This window comes from Leeuwenhoekiella palythoae (assembly GCF_900130045.1).
Taxonomy (GTDB): Bacteria; Bacteroidota; Bacteroidia; order Flavobacteriales; family Flavobacteriaceae; genus Leeuwenhoekiella; species Leeuwenhoekiella palythoae.
On the sequence record NZ_FQXT01000004.1, the window covers coordinates 600,498 to 617,371 of the forward strand.

Below are 16,874 nucleotides of genomic sequence, written 5' to 3' on the forward strand. Positions count from 1 at the left end.
CGGTTCAGTAGTGAGCTATACATATTTTTTTAATGATTGTAAGGCCGCTTCAATCTTTAACTAAACTATTTTGCTTGCGCATGAAACACAAATTATCCCTACTCGTTTTCCTATTTACTTCTTTAATTGGTTCTGCTCAGGAATCAGCTCCTATAGGAATAGATGATCAAATTGATCAGGCATTTGCACCGGTTTCAACGTTCTTTTCTAATGTTGTTTTCTTCACCATTTTTGATATTCCGTTTGTATTAATTCTTCTCGTTTTTAGCGCCTTATTCTTCACAGTTTATTTTGGTTTTCCCAACTTTAGATATTTCTGGCGTGCGATTCAAACGGTACGTGGTAAATATGAAGATATTGAGAATCACGGAGCTAAAGTTCTTTATGGAGAGGACGGAATCGCAAATGGTGTAGATCTTAATAAAGTTGACATCGAGGAGCATATTGAGGCACTTGATGATGATCTGGCTGTTGATGGCGATATCGTAGATACGATACGTGACGAATCTTCAGCAGGTGAGGTAAGCCACTTTCAGGCACTTGCTACTGCAGTTTCAGGAACTGTTGGTAACGGAAATATCGCCGGGGTAGCTTTAGCTATCGCACTTGGTGGTCCCGGAGCTACTTTCTGGATGATCATCTGCGGACTCTTAGGTATGTCTAGCAAATTTGTTGAATGTACGCTTGGGGTTCAGTACCGAGATGTAGGTGAAGATGGTACCGTTTATGGCGGTCCTATGTTTTACCTGACCAAAGGTTTAAAAGAAAAAGGTTTTGCTACTTTAGGAAAAATTGCAGCAGTTGTTTTTGCTATTTTCTGTATTGGAGGTTCTTTTGGTGGTGGTAATGCCGCGCAAAGTAATCAAGCCACCATTGTAATTAAAGAGCTTTTTAACTTAGAAAGTACAGGCGCAGGATTCTGGATTGGTGTTGTTATTGCAATTTTAGTTGGTGTGATCATTATTGGCGGTATCAAGCGTATAGCACAGGTTACTGAAAAAGTAGTGCCTTTTATGGCGGTGATGTATCTGGTAGCTTGTATTTACATCATTGGATTGAATTTTTCCCTGATTGATGATGCAATTGCGCTTATTGTAGAAGAAGCCTTTAATCCTACTGCCTTTGGTGTTGGTTCTGTTATCGGTGTTTTATTAGTTGGATTTAAACGTGCGGCATTTTCTAATGAGGCCGGCGCAGGTTCAGCATCTATTGCGCACTCTGCGGTGCGTACCAAGTATTCTGCAAGTGAAGGTCTTGTGGCCTTGTTAGAACCTTTTATTGATACTGTTGTTATTTGTACTATGACCGCACTTGTGATCATCATTTTTAACTTTGGTGGTTTCTTTGAGTATGGTGGTGATGGCTCTGGTGCAGTGATTATTGATGGCTTATCGTATGAAGGAGCCGGGATCACTTCAAAGGCTTTTGCTGAGTATATTCCTTTTTCAAATATATTCCTGACTGTAGCGGTAGTTTTATTTGCTGTCTCTACGATGATCTCTTGGTCTTACTATGGGATTCAAGCGTGGAAATTCTTATTTGGAAGAGGTAAGGTGGCAGATATGGTTTATAAACTGTTGTTCCTAACTTTTATCGTAATTGGCGCAGCTGCAAACATGAGATCGATCTGGGATTTTTCAGATGCGATGATATTTGCGATGATTTTCCCGAATATGGTAGGTTTATTCTTTTTATTCCCGGTTGTTAAGAAACAACTTAACCGATATCTTGATGCGATCAAATTAAAACGTGAGGCTTTAAAATAATAGAAGGTTACTCGATAATCGAGATTTGACCATATTGAAACCCCCAAACCGGTAACGGTTTGGGGGTTTGTATTTTAGGACTTTTGATATTGGTTTTTCAAGTGTACCAAAGGGACTTAAAATACCTCGTGAAAAGAAGTAAAACCTTTTGGTAATATTACTGCGAATTATGCAACGAAATACTATTTTAACGGGCTTTACCTTTGAAAACGCTTAATTTTTTAGCATCTTGCTGCTTTTACTTCAAAAATTTTATTCAAATACAAAAGTACTTATGAAGAAAATTATGTTTTCTATTTGTTGTCTAATGTTTCCTATTATGACGTTTGCTCAGGAAAGTATGAGTGTGGGGGAATCAATTAACGCAGCTTTCGAAAAATATACTACCCCAATTGTTGAAACTATAATGTACCCTGTGGTCATTGCCGGAAAAGAATTACCTATCGTAATTCTTATTTTACTTTTAGGGGCTTTGTTTTTTACACTTTACTTCAAAGGAGTTAATCTAAGATATTTTAAAGACAGTATAAAAACCGCTTGGGGGAAGTATGATGATCTTGATCATTATGTGCCAGCGGAAGAAGAAATTGTTGTTGAAGATGGTAAAGTAAAAGATACTGTAAAGCTTACGGGTGAGGTGCAAGGAGAGGTAACGCATTTTCAAGCGTTGACCGCTTCACTTTCTGCAACAGTAGGTTTAGGGAATATCGCCGGTGTGGCCGTGGCAATTGCTATTGGTGGTCCGGGAGCGACAGTATGGATGATCATTGCAGGGCTCTTAGGGATGGCTTCTAAATTTGTTGAGTGTACCCTTGGTGTAAAATACCGTGAAGTTGATGAGAACGGTAAAACCTACGGTGGTCCTATGTACTACCTTTCTAAAGGTTTGAATGAGATGAAGATGAAAGGGCTAGGTAAAGTGCTGGCTGTTTTCTTTGCAATTATGTGTATTGGAGCTTCCTTTGGCGGCGGTAATATGTTTCAGTCTAATCAGGCGTCCTCACAGTTGATCCAGATGACCGGTTGGGATAATCCTAACGCAGGTTTATATTTAGGTATCATAATGGCGGTGATCATTGGTTTAGTGATCATCGGTGGAATTAAAAGAATTGGTTCTTTTACAGAAAAAGTGGTTCCTTTTATGGCGATCATTTATGTATTAGCTGGCTTTATAATTATTGCGATCAATATAGATATGGTTGGATTTGCTTTAGGTCAGATTTGGGATGGTGCGATGAACCCTAATGCTGCTTTTGGTGGTGTTGTAGGTGTAATGATCGTTGGGTTTCAGCGTGCGGCATTCTCTAATGAGGCTGGTGTAGGTTCTGCTGCAATTGCGCACTCTGCTGTAAAAACACGTTATCCTGCTAGTGAAGGTTTAACAGCTTCTTTAGGTCCGTTTGTTGATACCGTAATTATCTGTACGATGACTGCAATTGTGATCATTATTACAAATGCTAAACATAACTTGTTTACCTACGGAAATCTAGATGCAGCAAGTAACGTGATGCTTAACGAAACCAATGAGCCTATTAATGGTGTAGATCTTACTTCGGTAGCTTTTGATTCTGCAATTCCTTATTTCTCTATTGTTCTTACGATCGCTGTGGTGTTGTTTGCAATTTCAACCGCAATCTCTTGGTCGTATTACGGACTTCAATCTTGGAAGTTTTTATTCGGAAAAGGAAAAGTAACCGATATTGTATATAAAGTATTGTTCTTGGTTTTTGTAATCGTAGGAGCTTCATCAAGTCTAGGTGCGGTAATCGCTTTCTCTGATGCGATGATATTTGCAATGGTGTTTCCTAACATTATTGGGCTTGTGCTCTTGTCCCCAAAAGTTCGGCGAGAACTTCAAGCGTATCTCAATGCGATTAAAATTGGCAGAATGGACGCTGTCATCGACAAAGACTCTAAGAGTACTAAAAAGGCCTCTTAATTTTAATAGCCAATTATGAAACTGAAATCCCACTTCTTTCTGGACAGCAGACAACGGAGTGGGATTTTACTTTTGGTGCTCATTCTTATGCTGAGCTGGGGCGCTTATTTTTTTAAGAACAGCTTTCAGCAGAAGGAAAACGTTTCGGTTATTGAATTAGTCAACTATGAGCAGCAATTAGATTCTTTAGTTCAATTGAAAGAAGAATTGAATAAGCCTGAGATTTATCCTTTCAATCCTAATTTCATCACCGATTACAAAGGCTATACTTTGGGAATGAATACAGAAGAGGTTGATAAGTTATTGCGCTTTCGCGAAAAGAATAATTGGATTAATTCTGCAGAAGATTTTCAACGTGTTACCGGAGTTTCTGATTCGCTTCTGGCTTTAATTTCGCCCTATTTTAAATTTCCTGAATGGGTGACTCAGCCCGCTACTAAAAAAAGAAGGTATTCTACATCTGTTAAACCCAATCCGACAAAAGATTTAAATACTGTTGACTTTAAGGCGTTGATGGCTTTGGAGAATATGAATGAAGCCATCGCAAAGCGCATTCTTTCTTACCGAAGAAAGCTTGGTGGATTTTTAGAAGATAATCAACTCTACGATGTTTATGGTATTAAAGCATCGCAGGTGAGGAGCATAAAGGAGGTCTATACAGTGCTTTCAAAACCTGAAATCGTAATGATCGATGTGAACAAGGCCAATGCTTCAGACCTTTCAACTGTTCCGTTTGTAACTTTTGATATCGCGCGTGATATTATAGATTATAGAACCCTGCACGGGGCGATAACCAACCTTGACGACTTGCTTAAAATAGACGGAATAACCGCATATAAATTAGAGCGAATTAAATTATATTTGTCAACCAATCAAAACTGAGTAGGCTTAAAGATTAAGTAGTTCCTACTGGCAAAACTTCCTTTCCAACTGCCTATTTATTAATTAAAAGAGATTAAATGAACAACGTTTATTTTTCAGAAGAGCATAAGCTCTTTAGAGAAAGTTTGAGAGATTTTTTACAAAAGGAAGTGGTTCCGCATATTGAGAAATGGGAGAAAACGGGCGAGATTGAGCGTTTTATCTGGACCAAAATGGGGGAGATGGGTTACTTTGGTTTGGCCAGTCCTGAAGAATATGGCGGACTAGATCTTGATATTTTTTACACCGTAATTTTTCTTGAAGAGTTGCAGCGTATTAATAGCGGTGGCTTTGCTGCAGCAATGTGGGCTCATGCGTATCTAGCAATGACGCATTTAAAGGCAGAAGGAGATAGCTTTATAAAAGAGAAGTATTTAGCGCCTAGCATTACCGGCGAGAAAATAGGGTGTTTGTGTATTACAGAGCCTTTTGGTGGTTCAGATGTTGCCGGTATGCGCAGCACTGCAGTTTTAGAAGGAGATCATTACATTCTTAATGGTTCAAAAACCTTTATCACAAACGGAGTATATTCAGATTACCTGGTGGTAGCCGCTAAAACAAGTCCGGATAAGGGAAATAAAGGATTGAGCATTTTTGTGATCGATCGTGACGCAGAAGGAGTAAGCGCCACTAAGTTGGATAAATTGGGCTGGAGAGCGTCAGATACCGGTGAAATTGCATTCAATGATGTGAAAGTACCTGTTGCTAATTTGATGGGCGAAGAAGATAAAGGCTTCACGTATATTATGCAGCACTTTGCTTTAGAGCGCTTGATTATGGGAGTAAATGCACATGCCCGTGCAGAATTTGCTTTAGAATATGCAATGCAATATATGAGTGAGCGAACGGCTTTTGGCAAAACCATAGACCGTTTTCAGGCGCTGCGTCATAGCGTAGCTGAGATGGCGAGTGAGATCGAGATGGTAAAAGCGTTTAATTACAGTATAGCACATAACTTAAATACCGGAGATTATGTGGTAAAAGAGGCAAGTATGTCTAAGCTCTTATCTACAAAAATTGCAGATGAGGTTATTTATAAGTGCTTGCAGATGCTGGGTGGTTACGGTTATATGGAAGATTATCCATTGGCGCGTATGTTTAGAGACAGTAGGTTAGGACCTATTGGCGGCGGTACTTCTGAGATTTTAAAGGAAATTATCGCTAAAATGGTTATCGATAAAAAGGAGTATAAACCGGCTACAAAATAAATATTTTAAAAGCAGCTTGTTAGTTTTAAAGTTTAAACTATCTTTGCGGCCTGAAAACTGAAAAGAATTTTAAAGAAAGGAGGTACCACTATGTTAATTATACCAGTAAAAGACGGAGAAAATATTGATAGAGCGCTGAAGCGTTTTAAAAGAAAATTTGATAGAACGGGAACTATGCGTAAGCTACGTGATCGTCAAGCTTTCACAAAACCTTCTGTAGAGCGTAGAAGAGAGATTCAGAAAGCGTCTTATATTCAAGGCCTTCGTGATCAAGAGAATATTTAATAATTTCCGTCAGTAAGCGCTTAGCTTGCTATGGTTATTAGCAGAAAGACTAATCCTCTTTCAAAATATTGAATCCGCTAAGATTTCTTAGCGGATTTTTTTATGCCTGAATTTTAGCTGTTGCAAAAGCTATGCTGGTAGTATATAAAACGCATTTAGCTAAAACAATTGCTTTGAATAGAAGAGCGCCTTAAACAAGAGATAATTCTTGTACATTACTTATCTTACTTTAAAATTTGCTCTATGTACTTAAATGCATTTATAGATTATCTCGAATTAGAGCGAAAGTATAGTGCGCACACCGTTCTGGCTTATCAAAAAGATCTGGAGGCTTTTTTTCGTTTCGTGAAAGAGCTTTATGAGGTTGAAGATCCAAAAATGATCAACTATACCTTTGTAAGATCGTGGATTGCACAACTTACCGAAGCCGGAGTATCACACCGAAGCATAAATAGAAAGATTTCTTCTTTAAAAGCCTTTTATAAATTCTTGCTTAAAACCGGCAATATCACGCATTCTCCATTAGCCCAGCACAAGTCGCTTAAAATGAAAAAGGAAATCCAAGTACCTTTTTCTGAAGCAGAAGTTGATACGGTTCTTAAAGCACTACAGGCGAGTGAAGAATTTTCAGATTTAAGAGATCTGGCGATTGTTTCATTGTTTTATGCAACCGGAATGCGAAGAAGTGAATTGATTAATCTTAAAATATCAGATGTAGATTTTAGTGCGCACAACATAAAAGTACTTGGAAAACGTAACAAAGAGCGAATTATTCCATTAATTTTTTGGGTTGAAGAAGGCTTGAAAAAATATCTGGAAGCTCGAGAAAATTATGGGGTTGATAAAAATAATCCGTTTTTATTGCTGACCAATAAGGGTGACAAATTATATGAAACGTTTGTTTACAGAATCATAAATGATTATTTTAGTAAGGTGTCCCAAAAAACTAAAACGAGCCCGCATATGCTTAGGCATACTTTTGCGACTCATTTGCTGAATAACGGGGCCGATTTAAATGCTGTAAAAGAATTATTAGGTCACGCTAGTTTAGCTTCTACTCAAGTTTACACACATACAAGTATTGCAGAGTTGGGAAGAGTCTATAAAAATGCACACCCTCGTAATTTTAAAAAACAGTAGATTTTCAATTAATAGTAACCTTTTAACATGTGGATCTATGAAAGTAAATGTGCAAACACCCCATTTTGTAGCAGATCAAAAACTCATCAACTTCATCCAAAAAAAGATGGATAAGTTGGAAAAATTTTATGATCACATAATTTATGCTGATGTTTTTTTAAAATTAGAAAATACCAGTGATCGACAGAATAAAATTGTCGAAATTTTGCTCAGTGTTCCAGGTAACGAGTTGATAGTGAAAAAACAAGCAAAGTCCTTTGAGGAGGGCGCTGACAATTGTGCACATTCTTTAGAGCGCTTGTTGATGCGGCGAAAACAAAAAATTCGTGCTTCAGCGTGAAAAAAAATTGAAAAAAGTTTTGTGAATAGTAAATTTATTCTACATTTGCAGTCCGTTAGAAATAGCGGACTTTTTTATGCCTCACGGGGCGATAAAAAGCCGATGTAGCTCAGCTGGCTAGAGCAGCTGATTTGTAATCAGCAGGTCGTGGGTTCGAGTCCCTCCATCGGCTCTTTTTAAAGCTCAAATTAGAGCTTGCGCGGAGCGCAGTCGAAGCGTTTTTTGAAATATTGAAAATACCAATCGGGGAGATACTCAAGCGGCCAACGAGGACAGACTGTAACTCTGTTGTCATTAGACTTCGCAGGTTCGAATCCTGCTCTCCCCACTTTTATTTTGCTAGAATTAAAATTTGTTTTAATTTTGGCGCCCACAATGCGGGAGTAGCTCAGTTGGTAGAGCGTCAGCCTTCCAAGCTGAATGTCGCCGGTTCGAACCCGGTCTCCCGCTCTTAATTATCTTAAATAGATATTTATTTTAACCGAAGTTTTTCGGTTTTGTTTAAACCAAACCTGATAGGCTTTGGTTTTAGTCATTAGATGACTTTTAAAGCCCTTTAGCTGAATAGGTCAGCCCGGGCAATTCAGACTTCGGTCGTTTTGATAGGGTAAATATAAGCCGACGTAGCTCAGGGGTAGAGCGTTTCCTTGGTAAGGAAGAGGCCACGGGTTCAAATCCCGTCGTTGGCTCAACAGCAGTCGCTGCTACTTAAACTAGTACCCTTGGTGCTCGGTTTTTGTGCGTTTTAGAAAAACCATATAGCTGCGTATCAGGTAAGTTTAAAAATTGAACACTAATAATAACTAAGATTAAAATTATTTAAATCATGGCAAAGGCAACATTTGATCGTTCCAAACCTCACTTAAATATTGGTACTATAGGGCACGTTGACCACGGTAAAACTACCTTGACTGCTGCTATTACTACTGTACTTGCTAACGCAGGTCTTTCTGAATTAAGAAGTTTTGACTCTATTGACAACGCTCCTGAAGAAAAAGAAAGAGGTATTACTATTAACACTTCTCACGTAGAGTACGCTACAGCTAACCGTCACTACGCACACGTTGACTGTCCAGGTCACGCGGATTACGTAAAGAACATGGTAACTGGTGCTGCTCAAATGGATGGTGCTATTCTTGTTGTTGCTGCAACTGATGGTCCTATGCCACAAACTCGTGAGCACATCCTTCTTGGTCGTCAGGTAGGTATTCCTCGTATCGTTGTTTTCATGAACAAAGTTGATATGGTTGATGATGAGGAGCTTTTGGAGCTTGTTGAGATGGAAGTTAGAGATTTATTGAGCTTCTACGAGTACGATGGTGATAATGGTCCTGTTGTTCAAGGTTCTGCTTTGGGTGCATTGAATGGTGAGCAAAAGTGGGTTGATAAAGTTATGGAGCTTATGGAAGCTGTAGATAACTGGATCGAGCTTCCTGCGCGTGATGTTGATAAGCCATTCTTGATGCCTATCGAAGATGTATTCTCTATTACTGGTCGTGGTACTGTTGCAACTGGACGTATCGAAACTGGTGTTGCTAATACTGGAGATCCTGTAGAGATCATTGGTATGGGTGCAGAAAAACTTACTTCTACTATTACTGGGGTTGAGATGTTCCGTAAGATATTAGATAGAGGTGAAGCTGGTGATAACGTAGGTATCTTATTACGTGGTATTGAGAAAACTCAAATCTCTCGTGGTATGGTAATTACTAAGCCTGGTTCTGTAACTCCACACACTAAATTCAAAGCTGAGGTTTATATCCTTAAGAAGGAAGAAGGTGGTCGTCACACTCCATTCCACAATAACTACCGTCCACAGTTCTATGTACGTACAACTGATGTTACTGGTAACATTTCTCTTCCTGATGGAGTAGAGATGGTTATGCCTGGAGATAACCTTACAATCACTGTTGAATTGATCAACTCAATAGCAATGAACGTAGGTCTACGTTTCGCTATCCGTGAAGGTGGTAGAACTGTAGGTGCTGGTCAGGTAACTGAAATTCTTGAATAATCACGAATTATAGATTAATAAATTAAGGCGTTCGTGTAAACGAATGCCTTGATTTTTATAATAAAATTTAGGGTTGCTTTTGTGGTAACTCTAGTTTTACGGGTTTAGCTCAGTTGGTAGAGCACTGGTCTCCAAAACCAGGTGTCGGGAGTTCGAGCCTCTCAACCCGTGCAAAACGAAAATCAAATTTTAATTTGATTAGTATTAGTTAGGCTGCTTTTAGGTAGTCGCTAGAAGACAGAGTGTCTTTTTAAAGAGTTAAACGATATGGCTGGATTAATTAATTACCTTCAAGAGTCTTATAACGAATTGAAAAATCACGTTACCTGGACTCCGCTTTCAGAAGCACAACGTCTCACTGTTGTAGTTGTTGTTTTTACAATTGTATTTTCATTAGCGATTTGGGGGGTAGATACAGTATTTAGTAGAGCAATCAAGGCTTATTTTAATCTGGTAGGAGCTTAAAACAATCACAATGGCTATAGCAAACAATACCAAAGATTGGTACGTGGTAAGGGCCGTAAGTGGTCAGGAGAATAAAGTTAAGGGATATATCGAGCAAGAAATCTCTCGCTTTAATCTTGAAGATTATATCGAACAAGTACTTGTGCCTACTGAAAAAGTGGTACAGATACGCAACGGTAAAAAAATAAATAAAGAGCGTGTTTACTTTCCTGGTTATATAATGATTCACGCGAATCTAGGGGGTGAAGTAACACACATGATTAAATCAATCAATGGTGTGATTGGGTTTTTAGGTGAGACTAAGGGTGGAGATCCTGTGCCGCTTAGAACTTCTGAGGTGAACAGAATGTTGGGTAAAGTTGATGAGTTAGCTGTTAAAACAGATAACGTTGCTATACCTTTTGTTCTTGGTGAGACTGTAAAAGTGATTGATGGTCCTTTTAATGGTTTTAATGGAACTGTTGAAAAGATCAACGAAGAGAAGCGTAAACTTGAGGTAATGGTGAAAATCTTCGGAAGAAAGACCCCGTTAGAATTGAGTTATATGCAAGTTGAGAAAGTATAAGTGTTACACATATATAAGATATCGTTCTTCTGCTTCCACTAAAGAGCATATCAAACTAAATTTTTAAAAATGGCAAAAGAAGTAAGTAAGGTTGTTAAGTTGCAAGTTAAGGGAGGGGCTGCAAACCCTTCTCCCCCAGTTGGACCAGCTTTAGGTGCTGCCGGTGTTAACATCATGGAGTTCTGTAAGCAATTTAATGCTAGAACTCAAGATAAAGCTGGTAAAGTACTTCCTGTAGTTATTACTGTTTATGGTGATAAGTCTTTTGACTTTGTGGTTAAAACGCCACCTGCTGCCATCCAATTGATGGAAGCAGCTAAGATCAAAGGAGGTTCTGGTGAGCCTAACCGTAAAAAAGTTGCTAGTGTAACTTGGGATCAAATTAGAGCTATCTCTGAAGACAAAATGCCAGATCTAAACGCGTTTACTGTTGAGAGCGCAATGAGAATGGTTGCAGGTACTGCAAGGTCTATGGGAATAACTGTAAAAGGGCAGGCTCCTTTTTAACATCCAAAAAAGCAATTTAAAATGGCAAAAGTAACAAAGAAGCAAAAAGAAGCACGTGCTAAAGTAGATTCTGGTTCTACCTATACCTTAGCAGAAGCTTCAGCTTTAATAAAAGAAGTAAGCAAAGTAAACTTTGATCCTTCTGTTGACTTAGCTGTACGTCTTAATGTAGATCCGCGTAAAGCGAATCAAATGGTTCGTGGAGTGGTAACACTTCCTCACGGAACCGGTAAAGATGTTAAGGTTCTTGCTCTGGTAACTCCAGATAAAGAAGCTGAAGCTAAAGAAGCGGGAGCTGACTTTGTTGGTCTTGATGAATATTTAGAGAAAATCAAAGGCGGTTGGACAGATGTTGACGTTATCGTAACAATGCCAAGCGTTATGGGTAAATTAGGTCCTTTAGGACGTGTATTAGGGCCTCGTGGTCTTATGCCAAACCCTAAAACCGGTACAGTAACAATGGATATCGCTAAAGCGGTATCTGATGTAAAAGCTGGTAAGATTGACTTTAAAGTTGATAAGACAGGTATTGTACATGCAGCGATTGGTAAGGCGTCTTTTGATGCTGAAAAAATTGCAGCTAACGCAAGAGAATTGATAACCACATTAGTAAAATTGAAGCCTACTGCAGCTAAAGGTGTTTATATTAAAAGCATTTTTATGTCTAGTACTATGAGTCCTAGTGTTGAAGTAGATTCAAAACGTTTTGCTGAGCAGTAAAAGTTAAATTATGACAAGAGAAGAAAAATCACAAGTAATAGAAGATTTGACTGCGCAGTTGGCTGATAGTGCTAATATTTATTTAGCAGATATTTCAGGTCTTAATGCTGACACTACGTCTAAGTTGCGTAGAGCTTGTTTTAAGGCAAACGTAAAGCTAGCCGTGGTTAAAAATACATTGCTTGCAAAAGCAATGGAGAGTTCAGAAAAGGATTTTGGAGAATTGCCTGAAGTATTAAAAGGTAACACTTCAATTATGCTTTCTGAAACAGGAAATGCACCAGCTAAGGTAATTAAGGAATTTCGTAAGAAATCTGAAAAACCTTTACTTAAAGGAGCATTTATTGAAGAGGCAATTTACATAGGTGACGATCAGTTAGACGCCCTTGTAGATATCAAGTCAAGAGAAGAGCTTATTGGAGAGATCGTTGGTCTTCTTCAGTCGCCTGCTAAGAACGTTATCAGCGCTCTTAAATCAGGAGGTTCTACAATTGCTGGCCTTGTTAAAACCCTTCAGGAAAGAGAAGGTTAATTAACGTACGCACTTAATAATTTATATAAAGACAATTTTTTTTAAAACGATAGAAAAATGGCAGATTTAAAAGATTTCGCAGAACAACTAGTTAACTTAACAGTAAAAGAAGTAAATGAGTTAGCTACTATTTTAAAAGATGAGTATGGTATCGAACCTGCAGCTGCTGCAGTTGCTGTTGCTGGTCCTGCTGCTGGTGGTGATGACGCTGGTGAAGAGCAAACTGAATTTGATGTAATCCTTAAAGCCGCTGGTGGTTCTAAACTTGCAGTTGTAAAACTTGTAAAAGAATTAACTGGAGCTGGTCTTAAAGATGCAAAAGAGCTTGTTGACAACGCACCAAGCCCAATCAAAGAAGGTATTGCAAAAGACGAAGCAGAAGCTATCAAATCTCAATTAGAAGAAGCTGGAGCTGAAGTTGAGCTTAAGTAAGCTTAGCTACTATAAATACAAAGGTTTAGGTCTTTTCGATTTATCGAAATGGGCCTAAACCATTTGTCGTATATAAGGTTTTCCTAATATTTACGACTATTATTGCCTTAGATTTCTTATGTTAAGAGGTCTCAGAATCTGAATAAACAGATTCTCAATCTATTTTAATTAAATTCCGTTCGTTGAAGATGCAAGCAAAACAAGCTGAAAGACTGAATTTCTCATCGGTAAAGAACAGACCTGAATATCCTGACTTTTTAGATATTCAGATTAAATCCTTTCAAGATTTCTTTCAATTAGAGACTAAGTCTGAAGAAAGAGGAAATGAAGGACTTTACAATACTTTTCTAGAGAACTTCCCAATTACGGATACCCGTAATAATTTTGTACTAGAATTCTTGGACTACTTTGTAGATCCACCCAGATACTCAATTCAGGAGTGTATCGAGCGAGGCCTTACGTATAGTGTGCCACTTAAAGCTCGTTTAAAATTATACTGTACTGATGAAGAACATGAAGATTTTGAAACCATAGTACAAGATGTTTATCTTGGTACTATTCCTTACATGACACCTAGTGGTACTTTTTGTATTAATGGTGCGGAGCGCGTTGTTGTATCTCAGCTTCACCGTTCACCAGGTGTTTTCTTCGGGCAGTCTTTTCACGCAAATGGTACTAAGCTTTATTCGGCACGTGTAATTCCTTTTAAAGGATCGTGGATTGAATTTGCGACAGATATCAACAGTGTGATGTATGCATATATCGATCGTAAGAAAAAATTACCGGTAACCACTCTTTTCCGTGCAATAGGTTTTGAACGTGATAAAGATATTCTTGAGATTTTTGACCTTGCTGAAGAGGTTAAAGTTTCAAAAACCGGATTAAAGAAATATTTAGGTCGTAAACTCGCTGCACGTGTATTGAACACATGGCACGAGGATTTCGTTGATGAAGATACAGGTGAAGTTGTATCTATTGAGCGTAACGAGATCGTATTAGACCGTGATACTGTTCTTGAGAAAGAACACGTGGATGAAATTTTAGATGCAGGTGCTAAAACAATTCTTCTTCATAAAGAAGATAATCAGTTGGCTGACTATGCAATCATTCACAATACACTTCAGAAGGACCCTACTAACTCAGAGAAAGAGGCAGTAGAGCATATTTATCGTCAATTGCGTAATGCTGAGCCGCCAGATGAGGAAACAGCACGTGGTATTATCGATAAATTATTCTTTAGTGATCAGCGTTACAATTTAGGTGAAGTTGGTCGTTACCGAATGAACAAAAAATTAGGTCTTGATATTGGTATGGATAAGCAAGTGCTTACCAAACAAGATATCATTACTATCGTAAAATATTTAATTGAGCTTATCAACTCTAAAGCTGAGATTGATGATATTGATCACCTTTCTAACCGTCGTGTACGTACAGTAGGAGAGCAATTATCTACCCAGTTTGGTGTTGGTTTGGCACGTATGGCGCGTACCATTCGTGAACGTATGAACGTTCGTGATAATGAGGTGTTTACTCCGATTGACTTGATCAATGCGAAAACTCTTTCGTCTGTGATCAACTCTTTCTTTGGTACCAACCAGCTTTCTCAGTTTATGGATCAGACGAATCCTCTTGCAGAGATCACGCACAAGCGTCGTCTTTCAGCATTAGGGCCCGGTGGTCTTTCTCGTGAGCGTGCAGGTTTTGAGGTTCGTGACGTACACTATACGCATTATGGTCGTCTTTGTCCTATTGAAACTCCTGAAGGTCCAAACATTGGTTTGATTTCGTCTTTGGCAGTGTATGCTAAGGTGAACAATATGGGCTTCATTGAAACTCCATATCGTACGGTTACCGATGGAAAAATTGACTTAGAGACTAAACCAAAATATTTAAGTGCAGAGGAAGAAGAAGGGATGTTGATTGCGCAAGCAAACAATCCAATGGATGACTCTGGTAAGATTGAAGAAGAACGCGTAATTGCACGTATGGAAGGTGACTTCCCGGTTGTTGAGCCAAATACGGTTCATTATGCCGATGTTTCTCCAAACCAGATTGCTTCTATTTCGGCTTCTTTAATTCCGTTCTTGGAGCACGATGATGCAAACCGTGCATTGATGGGATCAAACATGATGCGTCAGGCAGTACCACTTTTACGCGCAGACTCACCTATTGTTGGTACAGGTCTTGAGCGTCAGGTAGCTTCTGATTCACGTGTATTGATCAATGCTGAAGGTGATGGTGAAGTTGAATATGTAGATGCTAATGAAATTACTATCAAATACGACCGTACTGATGATGAGCGTATGGTAAGTTTTGATGGTGATAGTAAAACCTATCAGTTAATTAAATTCCGTAAGACAAACCAAAGTACTTCTATTAACTTGAAGCCTATCGTAAGAAGAGGTGATCGTGTTAAAAAAGGTCAAGTTTTGTGTCAAGGATACGCTACTGAAGCAGGCGAACTTGCACTTGGTAGAAACATGAAAGTAGCCTTCATGCCTTGGAAAGGGTATAACTTTGAGGATGCTATCGTGATTTCTGAGAAAGTTGTACGCGATGACATCTTCACATCTATTCACGTAGATGAGTATTCTTTAGATGTTAGAGATACTAAACTAGGTAATGAGGAATTGACCAATGATATTCCTAACGTTTCAGAAGAGGCTACTAAAGACCTTGATGAAAACGGAATGATCAGAATTGGTGCTGAAGTTAAACCTGGAGATATATTAATTGGTAAGATTACTCCAAAAGGAGAATCAGATCCAACTCCAGAAGAAAAGCTGCTTCGTGCAATCTTTGGTGATAAAGCCGGGGATGTTAAAGATGCTTCGTTAAAAGCTTCTCCATCTTTAAGAGGAGTTGTAATTGACAAGAAGTTATTTGCTCGTGCGATAAAAGATAAGCGCAAGCGTGCTAAAGACAAAGAAGATATCGCTGCATTAGAAGCAGAATACGATCAGAAATTTGATGATCTTAAAGCGATTTTAGTTGACAAACTTTTCCAGCTAGTTAACGGAAAAACTGCTCAAGGTGTTAAGAATGACTTAGGTGAAGAAGTTCTTCCTAAAGGAAAGAAATTCACGCTTAAGATGCTCAATGCGGTTGAAGATTATACACACTTAAATCAAGGTACTTGGACGACTGATGACGCGACTAACGTGTTGATCGCAGATTTATTACATAATTACCGAATCAAAGAAAATGATCTTCAGGGTAATTTACGTCGTGAGAAGTTTACCATTTCTGTTGGGGATGAGCTTCCTGCAGGTATTATTAAACTTGCTAAAGTATACGTTGCTAAAAAACGTAAACTTAAAGTAGGGGATAAGATGGCAGGTCGTCACGGTAACAAAGGTATTGTTGCGCGTATTGTACGTCAAGAAGATATGCCATTCTTAGAAGATGGTACTCCTGTAGATATCGTACTTAACCCACTTGGTGTACCTTCTCGTATGAACATTGGTCAGATTTATGAAACTGTTCTTGGTTGGGCAGGTCAAAAATTAGGTCGTAAGTATGCAACTCCAATTTTCGACGGAGCTACTTTAGATCAGATCAATGAGCTTACTGATGAAGCAGGAATCCCAAGATTTGGTCATACGTATCTTTACGATGGTGGTACAGGTGATCGTTTTGATCAGCCGGCAACCGTGGGTGTGATCTATATGCTTAAACTAGGGCATATGGTTGATGATAAAATGCACGCACGTTCCATAGGGCCTTACTCATTAATTACGCAACAGCCGCTAGGTGGTAAAGCACAGTTTGGTGGTCAGCGTTTTGGTGAGATGGAGGTTTGGGCACTTGAGGCTTATGGAGCTTCAGCGACCCTGCGTGAGATCTTAACCGTGAAGTCTGATGATGTTATTGGTAGAGCTAAAACTTACGAGAGTATCGTAAAAGGAGAGCCAATGCCAGAGCCTGGTTTACCAGAATCGTTCAACGTATTAATGCACGAACTTAAAGGACTTGGACTAGACATTCGTCTAGAAGAATAGATACTGAGGGTTGCGCTTCCGCGGAAGCGTAACCTTATT

General features: G+C 38.8%; 15 protein-coding genes and 5 tRNA genes. All 20 read left to right on the plus strand.

Annotated elements, in window-relative coordinates; translation table 11 throughout:
- Window positions 1-80: 80 nt before the first annotated feature.
- The 20 genes from BUA96_RS13150 to rpoB all read left to right on the plus strand — a co-directional run bounded on the left by BUA96_RS13150 (window position 81) and on the right by rpoB (window position 16,835).
- Entirely contained in the window at window positions 81-1,766 is a 1,686-nt protein-coding gene (locus BUA96_RS13150; protein WP_072983781.1) for an alanine/glycine:cation symporter family protein, read from the plus strand.
- A gap of 274 nt (window positions 1,767-2,040) precedes the next feature.
- Window positions 2,041-3,705: an alanine/glycine:cation symporter family protein gene (locus BUA96_RS13155; RefSeq protein WP_072983902.1), complete on the plus strand. Its 1,665-nt coding sequence runs from the start codon at window positions 2,041-2,043 to the stop codon at window positions 3,703-3,705.
- A 15-nt stretch (window positions 3,706-3,720) separates the two neighbouring features.
- Entirely contained in the window at window positions 3,721-4,587 is an 867-nt protein-coding gene (locus BUA96_RS13160) for a ComEA family DNA-binding protein (protein WP_072983785.1), read from the plus strand.
- Window positions 4,588-4,664: 77 nt separating this feature from the next.
- Window positions 4,665-5,834 (plus strand): acyl-CoA dehydrogenase family protein, encoded by a 1,170-nt coding sequence (locus BUA96_RS13165; protein WP_072983792.1) that lies wholly within the window; start codon window positions 4,665-4,667, stop codon window positions 5,832-5,834.
- Window positions 5,835-5,924: 90 nt separating this feature from the next.
- Window positions 5,925-6,119: a 30S ribosomal protein S21 gene (gene rpsU, locus BUA96_RS13170; protein WP_009781174.1), complete on the plus strand. Its 195-nt coding sequence runs from the start codon at window positions 5,925-5,927 to the stop codon at window positions 6,117-6,119.
- Between the two features lie 243 nt (window positions 6,120-6,362).
- Window positions 6,363-7,259 carry a tyrosine-type recombinase/integrase gene (locus BUA96_RS13175; protein WP_072983795.1) on the plus strand — a complete coding sequence of 299 codons (897 nt, stop codon included), beginning with the start codon at window positions 6,363-6,365 and terminating at the stop codon, window positions 7,257-7,259.
- 37 nt (window positions 7,260-7,296) lie between these two features.
- Entirely contained in the window at window positions 7,297-7,599 is a 303-nt protein-coding gene (gene hpf, locus BUA96_RS13180; RefSeq protein ID WP_072983797.1) for a ribosome hibernation-promoting factor, HPF/YfiA family, read from the plus strand.
- Between the two features lie 98 nt (window positions 7,600-7,697).
- Window positions 7,698-7,771 (plus strand) — tRNA-Thr (locus tag BUA96_RS13185).
- A gap of 73 nt (window positions 7,772-7,844) precedes the next feature.
- Window positions 7,845-7,927: transfer RNA gene (locus BUA96_RS13190), tRNA-Tyr, on the plus strand.
- A gap of 49 nt (window positions 7,928-7,976) precedes the next feature.
- Window positions 7,977-8,049 (plus strand) — tRNA-Gly (locus BUA96_RS13195).
- A gap of 167 nt (window positions 8,050-8,216) precedes the next feature.
- A tRNA-Thr gene (locus tag BUA96_RS13200) sits at window positions 8,217-8,288 on the plus strand.
- Window positions 8,289-8,425: 137 nt separating this feature from the next.
- Window positions 8,426-9,613 (plus strand): elongation factor Tu, encoded by a 1,188-nt coding sequence (tuf, locus tag BUA96_RS13205; RefSeq protein WP_072983799.1) that lies wholly within the window; start codon window positions 8,426-8,428, stop codon window positions 9,611-9,613.
- 98 nt (window positions 9,614-9,711) lie between these two features.
- Window positions 9,712-9,784 (plus strand) — tRNA-Trp (locus tag BUA96_RS13210).
- Between the two features lie 96 nt (window positions 9,785-9,880).
- Window positions 9,881-10,078: a preprotein translocase subunit SecE gene (secE, locus tag BUA96_RS13215; protein WP_072983801.1), complete on the plus strand. Its 198-nt coding sequence runs from the start codon at window positions 9,881-9,883 to the stop codon at window positions 10,076-10,078.
- A 10-nt stretch (window positions 10,079-10,088) separates the two neighbouring features.
- Window positions 10,089-10,643 (plus strand): transcription termination/antitermination protein NusG, encoded by a 555-nt coding sequence (gene nusG, locus BUA96_RS13220; RefSeq protein WP_009781169.1) that lies wholly within the window; start codon window positions 10,089-10,091, stop codon window positions 10,641-10,643.
- Window positions 10,644-10,712: 69 nt separating this feature from the next.
- On the plus strand, window positions 10,713-11,150 hold the full coding sequence (gene rplK / locus BUA96_RS13225; RefSeq protein ID WP_009781168.1) for a 50S ribosomal protein L11: 438 nt from the start codon (window positions 10,713-10,715) through the stop codon (window positions 11,148-11,150).
- Window positions 11,151-11,171: 21 nt separating this feature from the next.
- Window positions 11,172-11,870 (plus strand): 50S ribosomal protein L1, encoded by a 699-nt coding sequence (rplA, locus tag BUA96_RS13230; RefSeq protein WP_072983803.1) that lies wholly within the window; start codon window positions 11,172-11,174, stop codon window positions 11,868-11,870.
- Window positions 11,871-11,880: 10 nt separating this feature from the next.
- Window positions 11,881-12,402: a 50S ribosomal protein L10 gene (gene rplJ, locus BUA96_RS13235; RefSeq protein ID WP_072983805.1), complete on the plus strand. Its 522-nt coding sequence runs from the start codon at window positions 11,881-11,883 to the stop codon at window positions 12,400-12,402.
- Between the two features lie 57 nt (window positions 12,403-12,459).
- Window positions 12,460-12,834, plus strand: a complete 375-nt coding sequence (rplL, locus tag BUA96_RS13240; RefSeq protein ID WP_072983806.1) for a 50S ribosomal protein L7/L12 — start codon at window positions 12,460-12,462, stop codon at window positions 12,832-12,834.
- A 188-nt stretch (window positions 12,835-13,022) separates the two neighbouring features.
- On the plus strand, window positions 13,023-16,835 hold the full coding sequence (gene rpoB, locus BUA96_RS13245) for a DNA-directed RNA polymerase subunit beta (protein WP_072983807.1): 3,813 nt from the start codon (window positions 13,023-13,025) through the stop codon (window positions 16,833-16,835).
- The last annotated feature ends 39 nt before the right edge of the window (window positions 16,836-16,874 follow it).

Bases quoted from the DNA above. Each gene is read 5' to 3' on its own strand.
- secE (WP_072983801.1), top strand. From the start codon at position 9,881: ATGGCTGGATTAATTAATTACCTTCAAGAGTCTTATAACGAATTGAAA.
- hpf (WP_072983797.1), top strand. From the start codon at position 7,297: ATGAAAGTAAATGTGCAAACACCCCATTTTGTAGCAGATCAAAAACTC.
- tuf (WP_072983799.1), top strand. From the start codon at position 8,426: ATGGCAAAGGCAACATTTGATCGTTCCAAACCTCACTTAAATATTGGT.
- nusG (WP_009781169.1), top strand. From the start codon at position 10,089: ATGGCTATAGCAAACAATACCAAAGATTGGTACGTGGTAAGGGCCGTA.
- BUA96_RS13150 (WP_072983781.1), top strand. From the start codon at position 81: ATGAAACACAAATTATCCCTACTCGTTTTCCTATTTACTTCTTTAATT.
- BUA96_RS13160 (WP_072983785.1), top strand. From the start codon at position 3,721: ATGAAACTGAAATCCCACTTCTTTCTGGACAGCAGACAACGGAGTGGG.
- BUA96_RS13175 (WP_072983795.1), top strand. From the start codon at position 6,363: ATGTACTTAAATGCATTTATAGATTATCTCGAATTAGAGCGAAAGTAT.
- rplJ (WP_072983805.1), top strand. From the start codon at position 11,881: ATGACAAGAGAAGAAAAATCACAAGTAATAGAAGATTTGACTGCGCAG.
- rplK (WP_009781168.1), top strand. From the start codon at position 10,713: ATGGCAAAAGAAGTAAGTAAGGTTGTTAAGTTGCAAGTTAAGGGAGGG.
- rplA (WP_072983803.1), top strand. From the start codon at position 11,172: ATGGCAAAAGTAACAAAGAAGCAAAAAGAAGCACGTGCTAAAGTAGAT.
- BUA96_RS13155 (WP_072983902.1), top strand. From the start codon at position 2,041: ATGAAGAAAATTATGTTTTCTATTTGTTGTCTAATGTTTCCTATTATG.
- rpoB (WP_072983807.1), top strand. From the start codon at position 13,023: ATGCAAGCAAAACAAGCTGAAAGACTGAATTTCTCATCGGTAAAGAAC.
- BUA96_RS13165 (WP_072983792.1), top strand. From the start codon at position 4,665: ATGAACAACGTTTATTTTTCAGAAGAGCATAAGCTCTTTAGAGAAAGT.
- rplL (WP_072983806.1), top strand. From the start codon at position 12,460: ATGGCAGATTTAAAAGATTTCGCAGAACAACTAGTTAACTTAACAGTA.
- rpsU (WP_009781174.1), top strand. From the start codon at position 5,925: ATGTTAATTATACCAGTAAAAGACGGAGAAAATATTGATAGAGCGCTG.